General features: G+C 62.8%; 20 protein-coding genes. 6 read left to right on the top strand and 14 right to left on the bottom strand.

All coding sequences use genetic code 11. The features are described 5' to 3' along the window. Positions 1 to 109 precede the first annotated feature (109 nt). Complete coding sequence (locus AC0L3P_RS00235; RefSeq protein WP_473300758.1) at positions 110 to 487, top strand: response regulator; 378 nt, start codon at positions 110 to 112, stop codon at positions 485 to 487. A gap of 47 nt (positions 488 to 534) precedes the next feature. Here AC0L3P_RS00235 and AC0L3P_RS00240 read toward each other — a convergent pair whose 3' ends face one another. From AC0L3P_RS00240 to AC0L3P_RS00280, 9 genes are all read right to left on the bottom strand, one after another. Further along, positions 535 to 1,134: a hypothetical protein gene (locus AC0L3P_RS00240; protein ID WP_473300759.1), complete on the bottom strand. Its 600-nt coding sequence runs from the start codon at positions 1,132 to 1,134 to the stop codon at positions 535 to 537. Further along, positions 1,131 to 1,325 carry a hypothetical protein gene (locus AC0L3P_RS00245; protein ID WP_473300760.1) on the bottom strand — a complete coding sequence of 65 codons (195 nt, stop codon included), beginning with the start codon at positions 1,323 to 1,325 and terminating at the stop codon, positions 1,131 to 1,133. Before AC0L3P_RS00245 ends, AC0L3P_RS00240 begins: the two co-directional genes overlap by 4 nt. Then, positions 1,322 to 2,038 (bottom strand): HK97 family phage prohead protease, encoded by a 717-nt coding sequence (locus AC0L3P_RS00250; RefSeq protein WP_473300761.1) that lies wholly within the window; start codon positions 2,036 to 2,038, stop codon positions 1,322 to 1,324. The genes AC0L3P_RS00245 and AC0L3P_RS00250 overlap by 4 nt, the downstream gene beginning before the upstream one ends. A 2-nt stretch (positions 2,039 to 2,040) precedes the next feature. Continuing rightward, a complete protein-coding gene (locus tag AC0L3P_RS00255) occupies positions 2,041 to 2,331 on the bottom strand; it encodes a hypothetical protein (RefSeq protein WP_473300762.1) in 291 nt (96 codons plus the stop codon). Positions 2,332 to 2,662: 331 nt separating this feature from the next. Next, the gene (locus AC0L3P_RS00260; protein WP_473300763.1) at positions 2,663 to 3,001 is read right to left on the bottom strand and encodes a hypothetical protein; all 339 of its coding nucleotides are present in this window, start codon (positions 2,999 to 3,001) and stop codon (positions 2,663 to 2,665) included. 221 nt (positions 3,002 to 3,222) lie between these two features. Beyond that, on the bottom strand, positions 3,223 to 5,454 hold the full coding sequence (locus AC0L3P_RS00265) for an AAA family ATPase (RefSeq protein ID WP_473300764.1): 2,232 nt from the start codon (positions 5,452 to 5,454) through the stop codon (positions 3,223 to 3,225). After that, on the bottom strand, positions 5,451 to 5,801 hold the full coding sequence (locus AC0L3P_RS00270; RefSeq protein WP_473300765.1) for a hypothetical protein: 351 nt from the start codon (positions 5,799 to 5,801) through the stop codon (positions 5,451 to 5,453). The genes AC0L3P_RS00265 and AC0L3P_RS00270 overlap by 4 nt, the downstream gene beginning before the upstream one ends. Positions 5,802 to 6,185: 384 nt before the next feature. Further along, positions 6,186 to 6,491 (bottom strand): hypothetical protein, encoded by a 306-nt coding sequence (locus AC0L3P_RS00275; protein ID WP_473300766.1) that lies wholly within the window; start codon positions 6,489 to 6,491, stop codon positions 6,186 to 6,188. A 297-nt stretch (positions 6,492 to 6,788) separates the two neighbouring features. Further along, a complete protein-coding gene (locus AC0L3P_RS00280) occupies positions 6,789 to 8,039 on the bottom strand; it encodes a site-specific integrase (protein ID WP_473300767.1) in 1,251 nt (416 codons plus the stop codon). A 669-nt stretch (positions 8,040 to 8,708) separates the two neighbouring features. On the opposite strand from AC0L3P_RS00280, the gene AC0L3P_RS00285 reads away from it, so the two are divergent. Beyond that, positions 8,709 to 11,171: a putative bifunctional diguanylate cyclase/phosphodiesterase gene (locus tag AC0L3P_RS00285; protein WP_473300768.1), complete on the top strand. Its 2,463-nt coding sequence runs from the start codon at positions 8,709 to 8,711 to the stop codon at positions 11,169 to 11,171. On the opposite strand, the gene AC0L3P_RS00290 is transcribed toward AC0L3P_RS00285, so the two are convergent. The 3 genes from AC0L3P_RS00290 to thrS all read right to left on the bottom strand — a co-directional run bounded on the left by AC0L3P_RS00290 (position 11,157) and on the right by thrS (position 15,227). Further along, complete coding sequence (locus AC0L3P_RS00290; RefSeq protein WP_473300769.1) at positions 11,157 to 12,425, bottom strand: serine hydrolase domain-containing protein; 1,269 nt, start codon at positions 12,423 to 12,425, stop codon at positions 11,157 to 11,159. The genes AC0L3P_RS00285 and AC0L3P_RS00290 overlap by 15 nt on opposite strands. Positions 12,426 to 12,488: 63 nt before the next feature. Beyond that, a complete protein-coding gene (locus AC0L3P_RS00295) occupies positions 12,489 to 13,052 on the bottom strand; it encodes a nitroreductase family protein (protein ID WP_473300770.1) in 564 nt (187 codons plus the stop codon). A 93-nt stretch (positions 13,053 to 13,145) separates the two neighbouring features. After that, a complete protein-coding gene (gene thrS / locus AC0L3P_RS00300) occupies positions 13,146 to 15,227 on the bottom strand; it encodes a threonine--tRNA ligase (protein WP_473300771.1) in 2,082 nt (693 codons plus the stop codon). 186 nt (positions 15,228 to 15,413) lie between these two features. Here thrS and AC0L3P_RS00305 point away from each other — a divergent pair, with 186 nt between their 5' ends. Both AC0L3P_RS00305 and AC0L3P_RS00310 read left to right on the top strand, forming a co-directional pair. Continuing rightward, positions 15,414 to 16,586 (top strand): MFS transporter, encoded by a 1,173-nt coding sequence (locus AC0L3P_RS00305; protein ID WP_473300772.1) that lies wholly within the window; start codon positions 15,414 to 15,416, stop codon positions 16,584 to 16,586. Positions 16,587 to 16,678: 92 nt separating this feature from the next. After that, positions 16,679 to 17,056, top strand: coding sequence for a hypothetical protein (locus tag AC0L3P_RS00310; protein WP_473300773.1), 378 nt, complete (start codon positions 16,679 to 16,681; stop codon positions 17,054 to 17,056). Between the two features lie 30 nt (positions 17,057 to 17,086). Here AC0L3P_RS00310 and AC0L3P_RS00315 read toward each other — a convergent pair whose 3' ends face one another. After that, complete coding sequence (locus AC0L3P_RS00315) at positions 17,087 to 17,413, bottom strand: GrlR family regulatory protein (RefSeq protein WP_275168378.1); 327 nt, start codon at positions 17,411 to 17,413, stop codon at positions 17,087 to 17,089. A 164-nt stretch (positions 17,414 to 17,577) separates the two neighbouring features. Then, a complete protein-coding gene (locus AC0L3P_RS00320) occupies positions 17,578 to 18,921 on the bottom strand; it encodes an alpha/beta hydrolase (protein ID WP_473300774.1) in 1,344 nt (447 codons plus the stop codon). A gap of 330 nt (positions 18,922 to 19,251) precedes the next feature. Here AC0L3P_RS00320 and AC0L3P_RS00325 point away from each other — a divergent pair, with 330 nt between their 5' ends. Together AC0L3P_RS00325 and AC0L3P_RS00330 are read left to right on the top strand one after the other, a co-directional pair. Continuing rightward, on the top strand, positions 19,252 to 20,619 hold the full coding sequence (locus tag AC0L3P_RS00325; RefSeq protein ID WP_473300775.1) for an APC family permease: 1,368 nt from the start codon (positions 19,252 to 19,254) through the stop codon (positions 20,617 to 20,619). A 2-nt stretch (positions 20,620 to 20,621) separates the two neighbouring features. Continuing rightward, positions 20,622 to 21,833 (top strand): hypothetical protein, encoded by a 1,212-nt coding sequence (locus tag AC0L3P_RS00330; protein ID WP_473300776.1) that lies wholly within the window; start codon positions 20,622 to 20,624, stop codon positions 21,831 to 21,833.

Below are 21,833 nucleotides of genomic sequence, written 5' to 3' on the forward strand. Positions count from 1 at the left end.
CTACCGTGCACTTCACGGTCGTCAATGTCTATCTGTTTTCGAATAAGGGAGGTATGCGAGGAACCATCCTAGATAGGCCCGCGTATCCTGTCATGGAGACATTTATTCAGTGAAATCAGATAATGCGCGGCCCGTTGTCCTCATTGTAGAGGACGAGCTTCTGATCCGCATGGACGCGGTCGATATGCTCAAGTCCGCCGGGGTTGAAGTTGTCGAAGCTGCAAGTGCCGATGAAGCCATCGCCATTCTCGAACGCCGAGCCGACATCACGATTGTCTTTACCGACATACACATGCCCGGTTCGATGGATGGCCTCAAACTCGCTGATGCCGTTAGGGGCCGCTGGCCGCCTATCGCGATCATTGCGACGTCTGGAAAGGCGAAGGTCAATAAAGACGACTTGCCCACGGGCAGTCGGTTTATCTCCAAGCCATACAGCGCCGGCGAAGTCGTAGCGACGGTCCGGGAGATGAGCGGTTTCCTTTAATCGCCGCGGATCAATCTTCGAGACAAGCTCTCCGCCCTGCAGGGTAGTCACAACCACCCCGGCCGCGGCTTGGTGCTGGCGACCATCGATGGCACCATCGGCGGCACTGGCGACTGGCGCAGAGCCGGACCGCGGGCGGCGATTATTGCGGCCCTGCAGGCATCCTGCGCCGCGGCGATCGTCGGATCTGGATTGACGTAAGCCTTTGGTGAAATGCCCATCGATTTTGGTTCGTGCCGATATGCGGATTCTAGCCGGTCGGTCTCGGCGTTGAACATGGCGTGGCCGCCGTGGAGGTAGAGCGCGAGTCCGTTCTTTACCTCAGCGGACAGATCGCAGCGGTCGTTGCTGAAATCCTCCAACTTCGTTCCGGTGACGGCGGTGCCGGTGACTGTAAGCGTGGCGAGCAGCGAGGTTGCGATCGAGCGGATGGTGATCTCGCTGGCATCAGCAGGCGCCATTCGCAGCGCGGTTTCGTTGGCGGAGGCTTTGCTGGCGGCCTCGTTGATCGCGTCGTTGATCTCGGCGGCAATGCGAGCGAACGATGTCGCGCTCGTGCCGCTGGTGCGGGCTCGCAGGTGCTGCCTGAGCGCTTGCGTGCCGGTGATCTCGGGGCTGGCGACGGGCTTGCGGCTGAACATGGTCATTGCGGTGCTCCCTGGAGCTTGAGGCCCATGCGGCGCGCCAGCGCCGCGAGCTGTTGATCAGTCGCGGTGAACTGGCGCCCGAGCGAGAATTGCTTTAATTGGTCGAGCGACATGCCGGCGACCGCCGCGACCTCGTCGCTAAGATAGAGCGCGGCGCGGGCTTGAATGCGGCCGATGTCGGCGGGGCTCATGGTCCGTCTCCGGTCGGCAGACGTGCGACAAGGCGCGAGAATTCGCTGCGGCGGGGCTTCAGGACCGCTGCCGGCAGCCTGCCGTGAATGTAGGCCGGCGCGATGCCGATCGACGGACGCGGCGCGGGTGCCGGCGTGGCCTGGAGCGCACCGGCAGCGTAAGCGTCGAGATGCTTGCGCAGCCGGGTGATGGCCGCGACGGCAGTATCGTGCGTGAGGTCGAGCGTCGTGACATCGCGACGGCTGGTGACGATGGCGGCAGCGTTCGCGGGCTGCGGCGTCAAAGAAATCTCGGTGACGACGGCGCGGTGGATGAGCGTGTAAAATGCGAAACTGCCTTCGTTGACGATCTCAGCCTCAGACACGGTCGCCGCGATCGAGAATGCCGGCATGCAGCGGGCTTCCTGGTCGTCGACCTGCGCCTTGACCAAGAGCCGGCCATCGGAGCTGTAGGTGAGACCGAGAATCTTGCCGGCCGACTTGTTGGGATTGTGCCGCACCAGGAGCGGCAGCTGGTCGAGAGCGGGCCAACTCAGCGAGCTGCGCGCGAAGCTCATCCGTTCGCTATCGACATCCGGCGTCGCAGCGATGCCTTCGATGATCTGCGGAACGGTGACGCGCGAGAGCAGAGCCATCGCCGGTCGCTCGCTCGTCGCAACGTTGTGCCGCTTGGCAAGCTCTGCGAGGCGTTGCTTCAGCTCGAACCCACGCATCACTATTTCCGTTTCCGTGTCGCCTGGAGCTGCTCGCGGACAGCCTGCAGCCGCCGTGTCAGCTCCAGAATCGCGGCGCTCTCGCGTTCGAAGGCAGGTCCGCCGAGCGGCCCGGCGGCTTTGATCTGGTCGACCATCAACGGGAAACGTTCCGTGAGCGGAATATTTGGTCTGACGTTCGGCGTTGAGGTCAACCGCATGCCTTTGAAGATTCCGTCGCGCTTGTCATGGATCTCGGCAGGCCCGCCGTTGGCAATGACGAACGAACCGCGTTGCGGAACTTGCTTGCGCATCGCCATCATTGTCCTCCGCCGTGTGGTGATGAGGCCGGGCCCGGTGGTCGGGCAACGTCGCGTCCGTCGCGAACCACCTTAACCGCGCGAATATTATCACGGCTGTGGCGAGATCAAGCGAACTCGGTGCACGATGGGCGTGATACGCGCGCTGTACTGCAACAATTGCCTGGGAGAAACTGTCGGATGAGCAGGACGCCCTGCACTGTGAGAGGAGCGGATGCGGAGACGGTCCCCCCCAAGGCCGGTAACTGAGTGCTGAGAATCGACTGTCGTGACAGCGGTTCGCGACACTTTGGAGAACACAGAGCGAGTGCGGCGTTGATATCTCTCAGCTATCAGCCCGCGTAACGTCATTGCTAAGGGAATGACCCGCTGGAACGCTAATGACAGTCACTTGTCCGACGACGCTTTGAACGGCTCCAGACAATTGCAACGGGATCATCTTTGCCAACAGTGCGGTAAACGCCTTGGGGTGTCTGTCGGCGAGGTAAAAAAGATAACCAGTTAAACCATCCGCTCCGGCGCCATCGCTGCCGTGGGCTTCCGCAGCGGCGATGATGGCCTGACGCAGATCGCGTGTGATCCGATTTGCCTGGCCTTTGACGCGAGGTCGCGGCCGGAGATTGGCTATCCGCTTGCGTCTTAGTTCGTCGCTTGCGGTCGGCATGGCGTGCCAGCGTAGTTTTTAGAGTCACTAGACCGATCAGTCCAGCTTACGCCGCTCCGGGCGGACGTCCAACCCCACCCAATCCACGCGCTCCCGCCTTTAGATCGGGCCTCCGGACAACGGACACCCCTATAGGGGTGTGTCCGTGTCTGTCCGGAAAGGGCCTTCGGACAATGTCCGGACATGTCCGCATTTGTCCGATTGTCCGGCGGTAACCTAATTCACTCGTAAGCGATCCAGACCAATCCATTCCATATGCCAATGCGGTGCATGGCATCGAGATCGCCCATGGCACGGCGGAAGGCTTTTTTTGCGCTTTCGTCGGTTCCGCCCGGTGACAGGCCCCCCTTGATACAAGCCTCGCGCCATTGCTCGACCCTCACCACCCTGACTCCGTGGGGAAATTCGCTAGAGGCCGGTGCTGGCCGGCCGACGTCTACGATGACGCGCTCCAGCATTTCCATGGCCTTACGCTGCGCTTTGGTTAGTTTCGCCCGGCTGGCCGCTTTGCCAGCATCAAGCAAATCGTCCGCGAGAATCGCCGTCGTGATGTCATCGCCGTCTTCGTCCTTCCCGAGCGTGATTGTCGTCAGCTTGAACCGGGTTAGTACACCCCCAGCGCCATCGTTGATCATAGTGATGATGGCGGTCCGGATGTTTTCTTCGACGGAAATCTGAACCATCAAGTCGACGTCGCCGAGGTGGGCGTTGGAGCCGCGGGCGCCGCGACTTTCGTCTTTGCCGGTGTGACCAACCAGGCTGATGTGCACTGCCACCTGTTCATGTACGCGACGCAGATTTGCCGCCGCGATATTCTGATCCATCGCTTTGTTCTCGTCGCCGCCGCCCGCCGCAAGGCCCTTGTTGAAGGTGTCGATGATGATCAGGCCAACCGATTGGCCGAAATGCGCTTCCGCAGTTCGGATGGTGTCGACGATGATCTGCACACAGCCGGGGTGGATCATATCGATAACTTGGCTGGCGACCGCGATGGGCAAGCCAGAAGGTCCCGCCATCGCCATCATGCGCCGCTTCGCCAGTTGACCTCGCTCCAGCGCGAAATAGACCACGCCAACTCGTTGCTTGGCGCGATAGCCGCGCCAGTCCGCGCCGATAGCGGCATGCATGGCGGCACTGGCAAGCAGCGCTGACTTGCCGCTGCCGGGCGGGCCTACAAAGCTGGACGTCTCGCCGATCGCCAACACCCCCTTGAAGATCCAGCTCTTGGCGATGGCCTTGCCAAAATTGTCGTAATAGTCGAGCGGGATGCCCGCCGGTGGTGGTGGCGTCGGGTTTTCTGGCTTGGGGTCGTCGGGCTTCGGGTCGTCCGCCGCCGGCCCATTGTCCCGCGCGGGCGAACTATCCACCTCAACCGCATCGGCAATGAGTGTGGCGGCGTCGCCGCCTTCTGCAACACAGTCGACCACGTCCCAGCTTTCCGCCATGCCGGCCGGGATCTGCACGATTGACACTTTGCAGCCGAACGACAGCAGCACCGCGGTGACATGGCGTGCGAAGTCCTGTCCGGGCTTGTCGTTGTCCGGCCAGATGATAACCGTCTTGCCTTTAAGCGGAGTCCAATCGGTCTTCGCGACCGCATTGGCCCCACCCATGACCGAGGTCGCTGCAAAGCCCAGACCGGCCAATGCCTCCGCCTTGGCTTCACCTTCGGCCAAGATGATGGTGTCGGCCTGCGCAATCTCCGGCAACCGATACAACGGACGCGGGTCTGGCATCTTGCCCTTCCAGCGCCGAATGCCGTCAATCATTTCGAAACTATACGTCCTGAAGGTTTTCCCCGCGCGCGTCCCATTAGGTTCGTATCGACACGCTTGGGCGATGATGGTGCGATCAATACTGAGATAGGTGAAGCTCCTCACCGGAGCACCAAGCTCGACCGCGTGTTGGCGCTGGTCGGCAAACGTCTTCATAGTGGTCGCAATCTGTTCCTGCGGCGTCGATCGAGAGGTAGGCCTGACGATCATGATCGGATCACCGAGGAAATCGTGCGCGATCTCGACCAGGGCCAGCGGGAATTCCTTGCTGGTGAAACCCCTGTAGGCGCAGAAGAGCCCGATCAGATCGTTGCCGCCTACGCCGGTCGAGTGGTCATTCCACTTGCCGACGCGAGGCCCGGCCAGCTCGATCGAGAGTGACGTTCCCGGCTCGCCGAGCACGCTGCCGATGCGGGCCTCGCCATTTCTGAACACCGCGCTGGGAAAAAACCACCTGACAAAATCGTCAGCAACTGCGTTGAGCCGCTCACGGATATCCTCGACATCGATCCTTTGACGGCGAGATGTGTTCTGAGGGCGCGCTCCGTTGAGATCGATCGTGACCTTCGGCTTTGGCTCTGTGCACTCGCCTTTGAAGTCCTGCTCCAGGCGAAAACACAATTCCTTTTCCGCTGGGGATAAGTCGCGCTGGTCCGGAGCGGTGTTAAGATCGATCATGCGACATCTCCCCCGGACGATCCGGCGGTTGGCCGCACTGGTCGTCGAAATGGAATGACATTGCTGACGTCCTCAACATCGAAACCGATGTCGAATCCTTCAGCGGCGGAAGCGAGCGTGGCCGTCATCACCTGACGGCGTCCGGACAAATGCGTTGCGGTGATCGTCATCTGAGGCGGCACGCCCAGTTCGATCAGCGCACAGGCGGCGTCTTTAAGCGGCCGATCGCTGGCGCTAAGCTGCAGACATCCGAAGAACGCATCGAACAAGTCGCTATAGCGCTGGGCAATGTCCGGCTGGATGGTGATGTCAATATGCGGGGGCGCGTTGTCGTTGGGATTCCTCATGGTGAAGCCCTCCGCACGCTACCAATGGATGATCTAAGCCGTCCGTCGCCGGGATCTTTGGAGCGACCGACCCAACCAGAGCAATGACGTTGCCGAGCACGGCGCGCGCGACGGCGTGGGCGGCGCATGCAGCCGGCGCCTGACATGGTCAGCGAACACCGGCAGAAGGAGGCCATTACTTCGTGCGGCCGTTGGGATCTCGCGTAGGCGAGGCCGATGAGACGATGGAAACTTTGGTCGGATAGCATGAGCGCGAACCTCTGTTTTGGTGAGGCTGCGCGGCGGGCACTATGGACCAATCAGCGGGCGTGGCGGGGCCCTATCTTATGACCCATGATTGATGCCGCTGGTCGTCGCGCAGTGCCTGCTGCGCGACCGATTTTGCTAGGTGGTGACTCCTTCAGCACGACGCGCAGACGGCTTCACCTCGGCAGATGCGGTTGCGGCCTCGCGCTCGGCACGCCATTCGGCGGCTGCTTCAAACGTAATCAGAATTCGCGTGCCGCATTTCATCTCGCGCGGCGTCAGGCCCTTGTTCTGCCTTTTCATCTTGAAGAACATGCTTTGGGAAAGCCCGTGTGCTTTGCAGAATTCCGGAATGCTCAGCGCAAGGCGGGCCGGCGATTGCAAGTTGCTGTTGGGTTTTGTGCTGTTACCGGTCTTCTTGCCGGTGACCTCTGGACGGGCCATCGCGGTACTCCCTCGAAGCAGTTACATATGAAGCTATAGCTTGAGGAAGTTTCAGCTCCTGTCAAACCTGCATCGTGAAGATTCATGTTCACTATCAACAGTTTAGGCAATTTCCTATTTTCCTAACTGGTTCGATTGACTGGCAAATCTTCGACGCCGAAAGCTTAAACCGAAGCTGGAAATTTATTTTCGGCGACCTGGCCCGGCGTTGCTTAACTTAATGAGTTACGCAACAGAACGCATCGGCGACCCGCATCCACTGGCATGGTCGGGGCAGAAGTGAATCGCGGTCGCCGATCAGCTCGCCAGTGCGAGGACGTTGTCGCCGCTCGGCACCGCCGGCTGCAACAAAGCCGCGCGGGAAATCTCGTCGGAGTGCTCGGTGATGAACCGGCTGTAGTGCTTTTCGATCATCACAGTTGACGTATTATGCAGACTTGCAACCACCCGGATCGGAACGCAGTTCAATAATTGCCGCACGATCGAAGAATGCCTAAGTGCGTAGATTGTGACGATTGCAGGATCGAGTCCAATCGTCAGGACCACTCGGTCGATCTGACGGTGATAAGCCTGGCCGGGATTTTCGGGCCACACAGTGCCGTCGCTCTGCAGCAATAGCGGTGCGTCGTCGGCACGACCCTGCGCCGCTTCTCTCAGCATTACCGCAAGCTGCGGAGTGATCGGCACCGAGTAACGCTCGGCTTTCTTTGCGCTTCGGTTTTTTCCGCCGCCCTTCGAGGACTTTGGCATCGAGAGCTTCGGCTTGGTGGGATGGTCGTGCAGATCCGCAACGCGCAGTCGCACCGCCTGGCTCGGACGCGCGCCAGTGACTGCGAGCGTCTCAGTCAACAGGCCGAGCTTGCCGTCGAGCGCGTAAGCTGTCGCGACGAACGCGCGCACCTTGTCGTCGCTAAGAATAACGTTGCGCACCTCGGTGGCGTCCGGAAGCCCCGCAAGCCCCATTTGCCATGCCACTTGATTCGTGATGCGCTGATCGTGCTGCGCTGCCAGCGCCAGCGCCGCGCAGACACAACGGCAGAGCCGGTTGATGGTTGACGCCGCCATGGTGCCGATCAAACCGTCGCGCCAGGCCTTCAGCTCTTTCGACGTGAGCAACGCCACCGGCTTCGATAGCAGGGCGTTTGTGAGATGAAGTCTAGGATGCTCGCTATTGTAGGCGTTTGCATTTCGCGCAATCAGATCGCCCCTGTACGCCGTCAGCGCACCATCCACAGTGATCGGTGCCGCTTCAGTGCGGCCGTCATCACCGCGCGCCAGTTTCTTTGCTGCGTCCTGCGCCTGATGGAAGGTCAGCACGTTCCTGGAGTCGGCATCTTCGAAATCGTCGGCGAGCGCAAAGCCCTTCGTCCAGTAGGCGCCGTGCCCATCGCTGGCCTTAAGCACCCATGTGCCATTGGTCTTGTTGCGTCGATACATCAGCGCGATTCCGCGCGCGAGCGTCGGGCCCGGATAAGGTGCGCGACGAACTTTCAAACGCAGCCGCGCGCTGCGGCTTTCCAGTGCGCTGAAGCTGACCTTGCGTGCCATTGATCTTGTCCCTGTCTCTCGCGATGTGTCGCGAAGCCGTAGGCGAATGCCTGCGAAAAGCCTGCGCCAACATAGGCGCGATAATTGCGGACGATCAATGGCTTAGGTACTCTCTACAGGGCTGCATAAAGCTTCACAGGACTTATGGTTTTCCCCTGCGCAGGGAAGGCCGGATGTTTAGGCTTCACCTGTATGCCGCTGTGCAATGTTCTAACGACAATTTCGCACAGTGGACCGCGGGTGCCAGCCGGCACCCGGTCTTCCCTGCGCCCTCTTTCCATTGAGGGTGAGAGGACGAAGCAAAGCTCGGGCGAACACGCCGCGAGGATGCGAAGGTGTGCCTACAAGCGAGATGTGAATTTAAGAGCGACGCTCTTGCCTACGCTCCGTCATTGCGAGCGCAGCGAAGCAATCCAGAGTCTTTCCGCGTGGGCAGTCTGGATTGCGTCGCTGCGCTCGCAATGACGATGCAGCGGTGCGCCAAAGCTTCGGTCTCACGCGCCTCCTACGCAACGCCTTCGCACAACCGTCATAGTCTCTAACGCCCACTAACCAACGCCCGACTTTAAACTGTCATAATCGCTGAACGGAACCCGCACTCGCGCGCTCTTTACACGCCGTTAAGCGCGGCTGCATTGGATGCGACGGGAAAGTGCGTTGGGGACTGCCATGAGTGCCGCGAAGAAAGTGTCGGGAAAACCGGCCGCCGAAATGTTCGACGACATCCCGGTGCTTCAGCGCAAATGGCGTGCCGCGTTGAAGCCGGGCGAGCGGCTGCCGCGCTACGAGGACGTGATGCTCGGCAGCCTGGGACGGCTCGCCGACCACATCGCGCTGCTCAAGGGCGATGGCGCGCTCGAACTGTCGCGCAGCGGACGCTACGTGCAGAAATGGCTCGGCGAAGAGCGTTGGGACATCCCGGTCGCCGCGCTCTCGCCCGATTGCGCCACCGCGCTGTCGGAAGCCGCGGCGAGCGCGCTCGCCAAAGGCCGGCCGCACCAGGCGAGCGCCCATTGCGTGCGCGACGGCATGGTCAGGACCTACGATGTGCTGGCGCTGCCGACCGCCTCGCGCTGGGGCGCGACGCTGGTCGGCGCCTACATCAACGAACGCGGCGCGCAATACAATCTCCTGGACGCGATCTTCGCGTCGACCGACGACGCGGTGGTCTCGCTGGCGACGCTGCGCGACGCGGGTGGCGAGCCGTTCGATCTCCAGATCGTGCACCACAACAGGAGTGCGGGCCTGCTGCTGAAGGCCGAAGGCGCGGGCCTGTTGTGGCGCCGGATCGGCGAGGGAGACACGTTGCTGGCCTCGGTTGAAGTCTTGGAATTCCTGCTCAAGGCCGTCTCCGGCGGTCGCGGCGAGCAGCTCGAGATCGAGAGCGATGGACGGCATCTCCGGCTGAGCGCCACCGCGTTCGCCGACGTGGTCTCGCTGACGATTTCGGATGTTACTGTGTTGAAGCGGCGCGACGCCTCGTTCCGCCTGCTGTTCGACAACAACCCGATGCCGATGTGGGTGTTCGACGCCGCGAGCAAGCAGTTTCTCAGCGTCAACGACGCCGCGGTCCAGCATTACGGCTACAGCCGCGCCACCTTCCTGCGTATGAAACTGCACGAGATCTGGCCGCAGGACGAGTGGGACAGCCATGCCGAGGCGCTCGAACGCATCGGCGACGCCTATCACTCCTCGCGCAACTGGCGGCATCTGCGTGCCGACGGCAGCGAGATCGAGGTGCTGACCTTCGGCCGCCGCGTCGCCTTCGACGATCGCGACGGCTATCTGGTCGCGGTGGTCGACATCACCGAACGGCGCAAGGCCGAGGCGCGGATCGCCCACATGGCACACCATGACGGGCTCACCGATCTGCCGAACCGCGAATATTTCCAGGAGCGCCTGAAGCAGGCGCTCGACCAGGCCGCCGGAAAACGGGTCGGCGTGCTCTACATCGATCTCGACCTGTTCAAGAACATCAACGATTCCTTCGGTCATCCGGTAGGCGATCGCCTGTTGAAGGAGGTTGCGGCCCGTTTGAGCACCGCGGTCCGCGGCGCCAATCTCGCGGCCCGGCTCGGCGGCGACGAGTTCGCGGTGATCCTGGCAGCCGACGTCTCGCCCAACGAGGCCAGCGCCTGCGCGAGCTTGCTGATCGACATGCTGAAGGCGTCCTATGAGATCGATGGGCAGGAGATGGTGATCGGCGCCAGCATCGGCATCGCGCTGTCGCCGGGCGACGGTACGACGTCGGAAGAGTTGATGCGCAACGCCGACATGGCGCTGTACAGGGCGAAGTCGGACGGCGGTGGCGTGCATCATTTCTTCGAGCGCGAGATGGATCTGCAGGCGCAGAAGCGCCGTGACATGGAGCTCGATCTGCGCCGCGCGTTTGCCAATGGCGAATTCGAGCTGCACTACCAGCCGCTGGTATCGATCGCCTCCGACCGCATCTCCGGCTTCGAGTCGCTGCTGCGCTGGCATCACCCCGATAAGGGCATGATCTCGCCGGCGGAGTTCATTCCGGTCGCCGAGGACATCGGCCTGATCGCCCAGCTCGGTGAGTGGGTGCTGCGCGAGGCCTGCTCTGAAGCGGTGAAATGGCCTGTCGACGTCAAGGTCGCGGTCAATCTGTCGCCGGCGCAGTTCCGCAGCCGCAATCTGGTTCAGGTCGTGATCTCGGCCCTGGCGCAGTCCGGTCTGTCGCCGAAGCGGCTCGAGCTAGAGATCACCGAGTCGATCTTCCTGGCCGAGACCGATGCCAATCTCGCCATCCTGCATCAGTTGCGCGAGCTCGGCGTCAGCATCTCCATGGATGATTTCGGCACCGGCTATTCCAGCCTCAGCTATCTCCGCAGCTTCCCCTTCGACAAGATCAAGATCGACCGCTCCTTCGTCAAGGATCTGGCAGGGCGGCCCGATTGCGTCGCGATCGTTCGCGCGATCTCGGGGCTTGGCCGCAGCCTCAACATCACCACGACCGCGGAAGGTGTCGAGACCGAGGATCAGCTCGCGTGGTTGCGCGCCGAAGGCTGTAACGAAGTCCAGGGCTTCTTGTTCAGCGCGGCGCGGCCCGCCGCCGAGATCGCAAGGCTGCTCGCCGATTTCGGCCAGCGCGCGTCACGGGCGGCGTAGCTCGGGCGGATAGCAATCGTAGACCAGCGCCTTGAAGGCGGGCGTGATGCGGCTGCGCTCGTTCTGGGTCTGCTGCATCAGCAGGTAGACCATGTCGAGCTTGGGATCGACGCCGAAATAGGTGCCGCTGCCGCTGTCCCATTTCAACTCGCCGAGCGAGCCCGGCGGCGGCGGTTTGGCATTGCCGGCATCGGTCCGCACCGCGAGGCCATAGCCATAGCCGAAGCCGTCGCCCGGAAAATAGAAGTAATCGCGTCCGACGCCCGAGCCCGGCCCGACGTGATCGGTCGTCATGGCCTTGAACGCGGCGGGGCTCAGATAACGCTTGCCGTCGAACTCGCCGCCATTGAGCAGCATCTGCGAGAAGCGCTGATAGTCGGTGATCGTCGAGAGCAGCCCGCCGCCGCCGGACTGCCATTCGGGATGATCGAGGCGGTCGCGCTCGCCGGCGAGCAGGATGTTGTCGTTCGGCAGCGGCCGCGCCATCCGCGCGAGCTCGTCCTCGGTCGCCAGCGCGAACTTGGTGCTGCTCATGCCGAGCGGATCGAAGATGCGCTGCTTGAGGAATTCGTGCAGCGTCTGGCCCGAGATGATCTCGATGACACTGCCGAGCACGTCGGTGGAATGACCGTAGCGCCACAGCGTTCCCGGTTGCCGCGCCAGCGGCAGCTTTGCGATACGTTGGGCGAATTCCCTGTTGTTGAACTGACCTTCGAAGATGTTGGCGGCCTTGTAGGCCTGCTCGACCCATTTGCCGCCGATATAATCGTAGCTGATGCCGGAGGTGTGCCGCAGCAGATCTTCGATGTTGACGGGACGGACCGGGGCGACGAGATCCAGATGCAAGGTGCCGTCGGGGTTGGTGACCTCCAGGCCCACCTTGGTGTCGGCAAAGAGGGGAATGTATTTCGACACGGGGTCGGTGAGCGCGAGCTTGCCCTCGTCGATCAGCATCATCGCGCCAAGGCACGTGACCGGCTTGGTCATGGAGTGGATGGCGAAGATCGTATCGGGCGTCATCGCGAGGCCCGTCCTGGTGTCGCGCACGCCGAAAGTCTTCAGATAGACCGGCGTGCCGTGCTGCTGGACCAGCACCACGGCGCCCGGCAGCCGGCCGCTCGTCACCTCGTTGTCGAAATACGCTGTGATGCGGTCGAGTCCGTCGGACGACGGAGCAGGGAGGTCTGCAGCGCGCGCCCGCGCCATCGTGCCGGCCAGCAGCGCGGCTCCGACCAGAAATTCACGACGCTTCATCCGGGCTTCCTCCCTGGCCGGGATCAAAGCCGCAAGACGTCGAAGGCGTCAACACGCCTTCGATTAAAATCGCGTCACGATTTCAGAAAGGATCGGTCGCGGACGGTCTTCGCTCGGCTTGGTCGGCTTCCCGATATGGACGAAGCCGGCGAGTTTCTCGTCCGGCTTGAGGCCGAGGCCATCCAGCACGTCGCGATCGAACGAGAACCAGCCGGTCAGCCAGCAGGCGCCGTAGCCGAGCGCGGTCGCGGCCGTGACGATGTTCATGACGCTGGCGCCGGCCGACAATTCCTGCTCGAAGGCCGGCACCTTCGGATGCGGCTTGGTGAAGCTGACGATGCCGATCACCAGCGGCGCATCCGTGAGGCGTTTGCGCTCGGTCTCGACGTCGGCCGCCGGCGCGCCGGGATTCTTCCGGGCAAACACCTTCGCGATCACCTCGCCGGCGCGCTGACGCGCATCGCCCTCGAAAATGATGAAGCGCCAGGGCGCAAGCTTGCCATGGTCGGGCACGCGCGCGCCGATGGTGAGGATGGTCTCGAGCTCGGCCGGGGAGGGGCCGGGACCGGACATCTCGCGCGGCTTGACCGAGCGGCGGGTCTTCAGGAGTTCGATGGCGTCGGGCACTGCGGTTTCCTCTTCGGCTGGTCGTCGGGCGTGCAGTCCCCACATAGGAATGCACGCCCGCAACCGAAAGCGAGTTTAGACCGATTTCAGATGTCAGGCCGCGCCGCGCGCCCGCTTAACATCCGGCGAGGTCGCCTCGTCGACGAGGGCGGCGATGGCCTCCGCCGTTGTCATCACGTTCTGCCCGTCGCTGCCGAGCCGGCGGATCGAGACCGACTGCGTCTCGGCCTCTTTCTTGCCGACCACGAGCAGTGCTGGAATTTTGGCCAGCGAATGCTCGCGGACCTTGTAGTTGATCTTTTCGTTGCGCAGGTCGATCTCGGCCCGAAGTCCCGCACGCCGGACTTGCTCCAACACCTGCTTGGCATACTCGTCGGCTTCCGACGTGATGGTGGTGACCACCACCTGCACCGGCGACAGCCAGAGCGGGAAGTTGCCGGCATAGTGCTCGATCAGGATGCCGATGAAGCGCTCCATCGAACCGCAGATCGCGCGGTGCACCATCACCGGCGGCTTCTTGCCGCTGTCGTGGTCGATGTAGAACGCACCGAACCGTTCCGGCAGGTTGAAGTCGACCTGCGTGGTGCCGCACTGCCAGTCGCGGCCGATGGCATCTCGCAGCACATATTCGAACTTCGGCCCGTAGAAGGCGCCTTCGCCGGGATTGATCTCGGTCTTGATGTGATTGTTCTGCGACTGGATCTCGCGCAGCACCGTCGCCATCACGCGCTCGGCGTGATCCCACATCGCGTCGGTGCCGACGCGTTTCTCCGGCCGGGTCGACAGCTTGACGGTGAGGTCGCCGGTGAAACCGAAATCGGCATAGGTCGACAGGATCAGTTCGTTGATCTTCAGGCACTCGTCGGCGAGCTGGTCCTCCATGCAGAAGATGTGCGCGTCGTCCTGGGTGAAGCCGCGCACGCGCATCAATCCGTGCATCGCGCCGGACGGCTCGTAGCGGTGCACCACGCCGAACTCGGCGAGCCGCAGCGGCAGGTCGCGGTAGCTCTTCAGGCCATGTTTGAAGATCTGCACGTGGCCCGGGCAGTTCATCGGCTTGAGCGCGAACCAGCGTTTGTCCTCGGCCTCGTCGCCGGCCGACTGCGCAGCGAACATGTTCTCGCGGTACCAGCCCCAATGGCCGGAGGTCTCCCATAGCGACTTGTCGAGGATCTGCGGGGCGTTGACCTCGCTATAGTCACCAGCCAGGCGCCGCCGCATATAGGCGATCAGCTGCTGGAAGATGGTCCAACCCTTGGCGTGCCAGAACACGACGCCCGGGCCTTCCTCCTGGAAGTGGAAGAGGTCGAGCTCGCGCCCGAGCTTGCGATGGTCGCGCTTTTCCGCTTCCTCGATCTGCTTCAGATAAGCGTCGAGGTCCTCCTGCTTGGCGAATGCCGTGCCGTAGATGCGGGTCAGCATCGGGTTGTTGCTGTCGCCGCGCCAATACGCGCCGGCCACTTTCATCAGTTTGAAGGCGTTGCCGACCTTGCCGGTCGAGGTCATGTGCGGGCCGCGGCAGAGATCGAACCAGTCGCCCTGGTAATAGATCTTGATCGGCTCGTTGCCGGGAATGGCGTCGACCAGCTCGACCTTGAACGCCTCGCCCTTGTCGCGGAACACCTGTTTTGTCTTTTCGCGATCCCAAACCTCCTTCGTGAAAGGTTTGTCGCGCGCGATGAGCTCGCGCATCTTTTTCTCGATCGCGGCAAAGTCTTCCGGCGTGAACGGCTCGTTGCGGAAGAAATCGTAATAGAAGCCGTTCTCGATCACGGGGCCGATGGTGACCTGGGTGCCCGGCCACAGCGTCTGCACGGCTTCGGCAAGCACGTGGGCGCAGTCATGGCGGATCAGCTCGAGCGCGCGCGGATCGTCGCGGTTGATCAGCTCGATCCTGGCATCGGCTTCGATGGGATCGTCGAGGTCGGAGACCACGCCGTCGAGCGCCATCGCGACCGTGCGCTTGGCCAGCGACGGCGAAATGCCTTTGGCGAGTTCGAGGCCGGTGATGCTCTTGGCGTATTCGCGCCGGGCGCCGTCCGGGAAGGTAAGGGTGATTTTTTCCGGCGGGGTCACGGGCCTCAAATTGCTGAGGCTGTACTGGAAGCCGGATTCGGATTTGGGCTGCTCGGACTTGGATGGGTCCTTGGATTGGTCGTTGGGCTGGTCGGTCATGGCATGTCTCCTGAGGCTCACTCCTGCGAACGAGCGCAGGTAAGCGGGAACGAGCGATATATCAGGCGATTCGGCCTGCGCAATCCGGCATTTCCAAGAAACCGGCGCGCAAAAGCGGGGGCGCTGCACGAACTATTCCGGGCAACGCCCTTTAACTGGTCGCAAGGCGGCTCTACATGCGTTTGCATGGAAAATGCACGCGCCGGCCGTTTCGCGCCAACAGCCCTGATGCTCGGAAATCTCGTCACCGGCTGCTCGGTCTTGGCACCGGCCGGCATGCTGCCCGAATTGGCGACGGGGCTCGACGTCAGCATCCATGCGGCCGGGCTCCTGATCACCTTCGGCGCCATCATCCTGTGCATCGGCTCGCCGCTGACGGCCTGGCTCACCAGCCGGATCGAGCGCCGGACGCTGCTCGCCACGACGCTGGCGGTGCTCGCTTTTGGCAATCTGGCCTCAGCCTTTGCGCCCGACTATGCAAGCCTCCTCGTCATCCGCCTGGTGATGCTCGCGGTCGGCGCGCTCTACACGCCGCAGGCCGCCGGCACGGCGGCGCTGATCGTGCCGGTGGAGCGTCGCGGCAGCACGATTGCCTACATCTTTCTCGGCTGGTCGCTCGCTGCCGCCGTCGGCCTGCCGCTGATCACCTTTATCGCAAGCCGCTATGGCTGGCGCGCGGCCTATGGCGGGATCGGCGCCCTTGGTTGCGTCAGCTTGCTGCTGTTGCTGATGCGGCTGCCGGCGGGCTTGAAGGGGACGCCGGTGGATCTGAAGACCTGGAGCGCGGTTGGTCGCAACAGGACGATCCTGCTTCTGCTTGCGATCACGATGTTGCAGATGTCCGGGCAGTTCGTGGTGTTCACCTTCATGGGGCCGCTGCTCAACAAGCTGACCGGCGCAGGGTCCGATGCGATCGGCCTGGTGTTCGCTCTCTATGGTGTCTGCGGCTTCCTCGGCGTTGTCATCGCGACCCGCATCGTCGACACCTCGGGGCCCTATCGCACCTCGCTTTTGTTCACCTGCCTGCTGCTTGCAGGAATCACGGGCTGGGCGCTCGGCGCCGGCACGCTCGCGTTGATGGCGGGTGCGGTCGCGATCTGGGGCCTCGGCTTTGCCTCGACCAATTCGATGCAGCAGGTGCGGCTGGTCTCAGCCGCACCGTCGCTGGCATCGGCGACCGTCGCACTGAACACCTCCGTCCTCTATATCGGCCAGGCGGTCGGCTCTGCCGTCGGCGGACTGCTGTTCGCCCGCGAGCTCCTGCATACGCTCGGCTTCGTCGCGGTCGGTTTCGTCGTGCTGGCGCTGATCCTGGTGGTCTTGACCCGGCCCCGGCCGGCAACTGCCGCCCCGGCCTGAACGGAAGCGTGTCCGTGTGCGCAAGGTGCTTGGCAAACCGCGCGCCGGGAGGCTAGAAGGCCGGTCATGGGGACCAAAGAGGGTTGACTGAAATGAGGATGATTCTGGCGGTTGCCGCGGTGCTCTATTCAGCTTCCGCTTTCGCGCAAGCCGACAAGCCACCAATGATCGGGGACAAGCCGTTGGTGCAGGTCAAGCCCAAGGGCAGCAAGGAGGCTGCGGCCAAGCCGGCTGCGGCGCCGAAGGGCAAGCCACAATCGATCGCGGCGCGGCTCCAGGCTTGCTTGGACCTCGATGACGGCACCAAAGACCGGCTCAATTGCTACGACGCCGTGATCGCGCCGACACCGAAACCGAAGCCGGCGAAGGCCAAAGGCTACGCCGATTGCCGTTTCTTCAAGGAAGAGGACGAGCGGCTGGCTTGTTTCAACGGCTTTGCCGAAAGCATTCCGAAGCTGCCAAAAACCTGAGGCAGATCGCAAAGTCTGGGAGCCGGGCGGTTAGTCGCTGACCCGGCTCAACACGGCCCTGAAGGCAACGCCCGGCAGTTGCAGTGCGGTGCCTTCGAATTCCGCGGTGTCGCCATCCTCCCGTCCCGCGAGCGTCAGCGTGATCCGGTCGAGACCGAACAGCGCCTTGAAGGACGGGTCGTCATTGTAGCGCTCGGTCGAGATCTTGACCTTGATGCTGTCGCCTTCGCCCGTGCAGGTGCCGATGAACGCGAAAGCGGAATTGCCGCCGCGCATCTTGCCCTCCGTCACATAGACGACGCCGCAACCGGTGCCGTGAACCGTGTGGAAGTCGACCTTGTAGAGTCCCTGACGCACTGCATGTCCCCGCAGAATCCCAATGCAACTTGGCCGGCAAAGTATGATTGTTGCCAGCGGAAACAATCCGGCCGGCCCCGGGACCGTCGGCCATCAACATCAGATTTGGTCAAGGCCTGAGAAAATTGCGGGGCGTGCAGCCAAATGCTGACCGGCGCAATACGCTACCGGCTCGACGCGGATGGATTGGTGGAGGCCACGCGCGTGAGCGCGAGTGATGGCGTCGCCGACATCTTGACCAGGACGTCCTTGAGCGGGTCCCGCGTCCACGCTCGGGTCACATAGTCGCGATGGGTGATGCCGTCCCCGGTTTCGACGAACACCACGCTGCCGGGACGCAAGGGGCCGTCCATGTCTTCGGAGACGGTGATGCCTTTCTGCCGCAGCGTGCTCATCAGTTCGCGGTCGCGCCGCGCGGTGTAGCGGGTGTAGGAGCTGACGAAGAAGCCGGAGCGGTGGCTCTCGATCCACGAGGCGAACTTGTCCATTTCGCCGTATACGGCGTCGAGCAGCACGACGCCGCGGACACGGTCGCTGATGCCACCGACCTCGAGGCTCCAGGCCGTCGGCAGGAAGCCGCCGCTGTAACCGACGATCACGACCGGCATATTGGCGAAGGCGCGGGCGCTGTTGGGATCGCCAGTGAGCCGGGCCAGATGGTTCGCAGATTCGTCCAGGAAGCGCTTGAGGCCGCCGGCCTGCCAGAATTTGCCGGCGCTGGAATCGGCGGCGTCAACCGCCATTTGCGGCGCAAGCAGGATGGCGTTGGCGCCGGAATCGGTGACCTGCTGCGGCACCAGCTGTCGATCGCGGACGTCGCGCTCGAGCGTTGCGCCGTTGCCGTGGAAGAACACCACGATCACGCCTGGCTTCCGCACGTCGAAATGTTCGGGTACGTGCATCAGAACGCGGTTATCGTTGTAGGTCTCGTCCTGCCAGAACACGCGCCCGGAATAGCTGCGGTGGCCGCGGCGGTCGCCCTTGGAGATGTTGAGGAACGGCGCGTCGGAGGCGGGGTTGTTGCCGAAATAGGGGAAGGCTGACGACTTCATGCTGACGAGCGTTGTCAGGTCCTCGCGGGGTGGACGCTGGTAGGGGATCTGCGGCGCGAGCGAAGCGACCTTGTAAGGCGCCTGCTCCGGCTGTGGCTGCACGGCGCGCTTGGGTGCGAAGTCCGACATCTGCCGTTGCAGAAAACCCTCGCTGGCGGATGGGAAGCGCTCCCTGAACTGGGGGGCCGGGAAGCGATCCTCGAACGTGTCGTTGCTTGCGACTTGCTGGTTTGTCTTCGCAACGACCTGGACGTTGGCTTGGGCGTTGCCTTGAACGTTGGCCTGCGAGTTCGCCGCGAGCGCTGCCGGATTGGGTGCCTTGCCGCATTGAACCAGGGTCAGCGACAACGGCACCAAGGCTGAGATCAGGGCGATCCGGAGCGCACGACCGCGCGCGCCGGACGTCGTCCGGTCGGCGCGGATGTCAGCTCTCGGTTTCGGAACGGCCCCGACCATTCACCCATGACCCCAAGTCATGACCACAAGTCCATCGGCAGTCATTAAGGCAATTGAGCCGATGGGCCTTTAGGCGACGTTAAGTGTCCGGAGAAACTTCCCCACATCCGGAACGCTCAAAGGGACCACGCAATCGTGTCCTGATTGTGGGGGAGGGAGACGGGATGGTCCCGGTGTTTGCGAAGCTTTATTGCCCCGGACCGTGCAATTATGGTGTTGGAGTACCGATTTTGCCCGCCTCATTTAACCCTTGTTAACCCTGCTTGAATTGACTGGACCGAACTGCACGATGCTTCCCACGAGGCGTGACGCCTGAGGTTGAGGACGGCGATGACGGCATCAGATGCGGGTACTGCACCCTGGACCGGCCGGCTGACCGGAAGCGGGTCGGGGGTCTCCGTTCTGGTCGCAACCGCCATTGTCGTGGCCGACATGATCGGGGTCGGCGTTTTCACCAGCCTCGGCTTCCAGGTCAAGGACATTCCCTCAGGGTTCTCGATCCTCTTGCTGTGGACCGTCGGCGGCATCGTCGCGCTGTGCGGGGTATTCTCCTACAGCGAGCTCGGCGCGATGTTTCCGCGCTCGAGCGGCGAATACAATTTCCTCGGCCGTGCCTATCATCCCGCCTTCGGCTTTCTCGCCGGCTGGGTGTCGGCGACGGTTGGCTTTGCGGCACCTGTCGCGCTCGCCGCGATGGCCTTCGGTGAATACGCCAAATCGGTCGTCCCCGATGTGCCGCCGATCCCGCTTGCCATCGCCGTGGTGTGGCTGGTCTCGCTCGTGCAACTGACCGGCGTCAGGCACTCCTCGACGTTCCAGTTGATCTCGACCATCCTGAAGGTCGTGCTGATCGTTGCCTTCCTGGTTGCCGGCTTCATCGTCGGCGTACCGCAGCCGATCGCCTTCACGCCGCAGGCGGGCGATCTCGCGCATATCGTCAGCGCGCCCTTTGCGATCGGGCTCGTATTCGTGATGTATTCGTTCTCGGGCTGGAATGCCGCAACCTACATCATCGGCGAGATGAACATGCCGCAGCGGGACCTGCCGCGTGCGCTGCTCGCGGGCACGCTGATCGTGCTCGTGCTGTACGTCGCGCTCAATGCGGTGTTTCTCCATTCGACGCCGGTCGGCGCGCTCGCGGGTCAGCTCGACGTCGCCAGCGTCGCCGGCAGCGCGATCTTCGGCAATCTCGGCGGCCGGATCGTCGGCGCGATGATCTGTTTCGGCTTGATCTCCTCGATCAGCGCGATGATGTGGATCGGCCCGCGCGTGATGATGACGATGGGAGAGGATATTCCGGCGCTGCGCGTGTTCTCGAAGCGCTCGGTGCGTGGCGCGCCGGCCTATGCCATCCTGTTTCAGCTCGCCGTCGCCAATCTGCTGCTGTTCACGCGCAGCTTCGAGGCCGTGCTCGATTTCATCCAGTTCGCACTGCTGTTCTGCTCGTTCTTCACGGTCGCCGGCGTCATCAAGCTGCGCATCACGGATCCCGACTTGCCGCGGCCCTATCGTGCCTGGGGATACCCGTTCACGCCGCTCGTTTTCCTGCTCGTGACCGGGTTCATGATGTACTATTTGTTGACCGAGCGGCCCGTGCAATCGCTGTTGGGGATGCTCGTCATGGTCTCGGGCCTGTTGATTTATGCTGTTTTCCGCAGGCGGCCGGTCGCCGCTGGCACTTCATCACATCGCGAATAGACATGTTTCGACCCATGAGAATTGCGGCCGTCGCTCTCGCCTTGCTGGCTGCGGCCGTCTCGTCCGCACGTGCTGCCGAGGCAACCTTCGACGACACCGCGCGCTTCCTCGCGGGCATGCAGCCTTCGGCGGATTCGCCGCTGGTGCCGCTCACAAAGGACCCGGGCTGGCAACGCCACGCAAAGTTCTTCGACGGCGCCTTCGCCCAGCTCGAGCAGCGCCAGCTCTCGAAGATCCGCAACTGGGCCGACGTCAATCTGGCGGCGCCCAGGCCGACCATGTTTTATTTGTTCAGCGGCCCCGACTTCCTCTACGCCAATGCCTTCTATCCCAAGGCCAGCACTTACGTGCTCGGCGCGTTGGAGCCGGTCGGTGCGGTGGCTGACCTGACGCGATTGCCGCGCGGTTCGGTCGGCGCCGCGCTCTACAACGTCGAGCGCTCGCTCGGCTCGATCCTGAGTTTTTCCTTCTTCATCACCAAGCAGATGAAGGTCGACCTGCACACCAACCAGATCAACGGCACCTTGCCGATCCTCTATGTCTTCCTCGTCCGCTCCGGCAAGACCATCCGCAACGTCGAGATGGTCGCACTCGACGACAAGGGCGGCGTGCATGTCGGCAACGACAATCCTGGACCGAACGCGACGCGCGGCGCCCGCATCACCTTCGCAGGCCCCGACGGGGAAGCTCGCACCCTATATTATTTCTCGACCGATCTCTCCAATTCAGGTGCACGCGCGGCAGGGTTCCTGAAATTCTGCGAGACGCTCGGCCCAGGCAACAGCCTGATCAAGAGTGCGTCCTATCTGCTGCACTCCGGCAACTTCACCGTCGCGCGCGACTGGTTGCTCGCCAACAGCGCGACCATCGTCCAGGACGATTCCGGCATTCCGCTTTCGAACTACAATTCGCGGCAATGGCGGTTCTTCCCGTTCGGCCGCTATCTCGGACCGATCGGCGAATTCCCCGGCCGCTACCAGGAACGCTACGCCGCGCTGTTCACGCGCGCCCAGCCGATCGATTTCGGCGTCGGCTACCGCTGGCGGATGCACGAGTCGAACTTGCTGCTGTCGGTGAAGGTACCGGGAAGCGAGACGGCGCCGGGCGCGGAGACCACCTCGTCCGCCGAGCCGTCGCCGAAACCGCCGCGTCCGAAGCGGCCACGTCCGCCCGAGCCGGTCCCGCCGCCCGGGCGCTTTTTCTGGTCCCGTTAA

Source organism: Bradyrhizobium sp. WSM4874, from assembly GCF_055811835.1.

Excerpts from the sequence above, each read along its gene's own strand:
- AC0L3P_RS00240 (WP_473300759.1), bottom strand. The coding sequence starts at position 1,134 with ATGACCATGTTCAGCCGCAAGCCCGTCGCCAGCCCCGAGATCACCGGC.
- AC0L3P_RS00245 (WP_473300760.1), bottom strand. The coding sequence starts at position 1,325 with ATGAGCCCCGCCGACATCGGCCGCATTCAAGCCCGCGCCGCGCTCTAT.
- AC0L3P_RS00250 (WP_473300761.1), bottom strand. The coding sequence starts at position 2,038 with ATGCGTGGGTTCGAGCTGAAGCAACGCCTCGCAGAGCTTGCCAAGCGG.
- AC0L3P_RS00255 (WP_473300762.1), bottom strand. The coding sequence starts at position 2,331 with ATGCGCAAGCAAGTTCCGCAACGCGGTTCGTTCGTCATTGCCAACGGC.
- AC0L3P_RS00260 (WP_473300763.1), bottom strand. The coding sequence starts at position 3,001 with ATGCCGACCGCAAGCGACGAACTAAGACGCAAGCGGATAGCCAATCTC.
- AC0L3P_RS00265 (WP_473300764.1), bottom strand. The coding sequence starts at position 5,454 with ATGATCGATCTTAACACCGCTCCGGACCAGCGCGACTTATCCCCAGCG.
- AC0L3P_RS00270 (WP_473300765.1), bottom strand. The coding sequence starts at position 5,801 with ATGAGGAATCCCAACGACAACGCGCCCCCGCATATTGACATCACCATC.
- AC0L3P_RS00275 (WP_473300766.1), bottom strand. The coding sequence starts at position 6,491 with ATGGCCCGTCCAGAGGTCACCGGCAAGAAGACCGGTAACAGCACAAAA.
- AC0L3P_RS00280 (WP_473300767.1), bottom strand. The coding sequence starts at position 8,039 with ATGGCACGCAAGGTCAGCTTCAGCGCACTGGAAAGCCGCAGCGCGCGG.
- AC0L3P_RS00285 (WP_473300768.1), top strand. The coding sequence starts at position 8,709 with ATGAGTGCCGCGAAGAAAGTGTCGGGAAAACCGGCCGCCGAAATGTTC.
- AC0L3P_RS00290 (WP_473300769.1), bottom strand. The coding sequence starts at position 12,425 with ATGAAGCGTCGTGAATTTCTGGTCGGAGCCGCGCTGCTGGCCGGCACG.
- thrS (WP_473300771.1), bottom strand. The coding sequence starts at position 15,227 with ATGACCGACCAGCCCAACGACCAATCCAAGGACCCATCCAAGTCCGAG.
- AC0L3P_RS00305 (WP_473300772.1), top strand. The coding sequence starts at position 15,414 with ATGGAAAATGCACGCGCCGGCCGTTTCGCGCCAACAGCCCTGATGCTC.
- AC0L3P_RS00310 (WP_473300773.1), top strand. The coding sequence starts at position 16,679 with ATGAGGATGATTCTGGCGGTTGCCGCGGTGCTCTATTCAGCTTCCGCT.
- AC0L3P_RS00320 (WP_473300774.1), bottom strand. The coding sequence starts at position 18,921 with ATGGTCGGGGCCGTTCCGAAACCGAGAGCTGACATCCGCGCCGACCGG.
- AC0L3P_RS00325 (WP_473300775.1), top strand. The coding sequence starts at position 19,252 with ATGACGGCATCAGATGCGGGTACTGCACCCTGGACCGGCCGGCTGACC.
- AC0L3P_RS00330 (WP_473300776.1), top strand. The coding sequence starts at position 20,622 with ATGTTTCGACCCATGAGAATTGCGGCCGTCGCTCTCGCCTTGCTGGCT.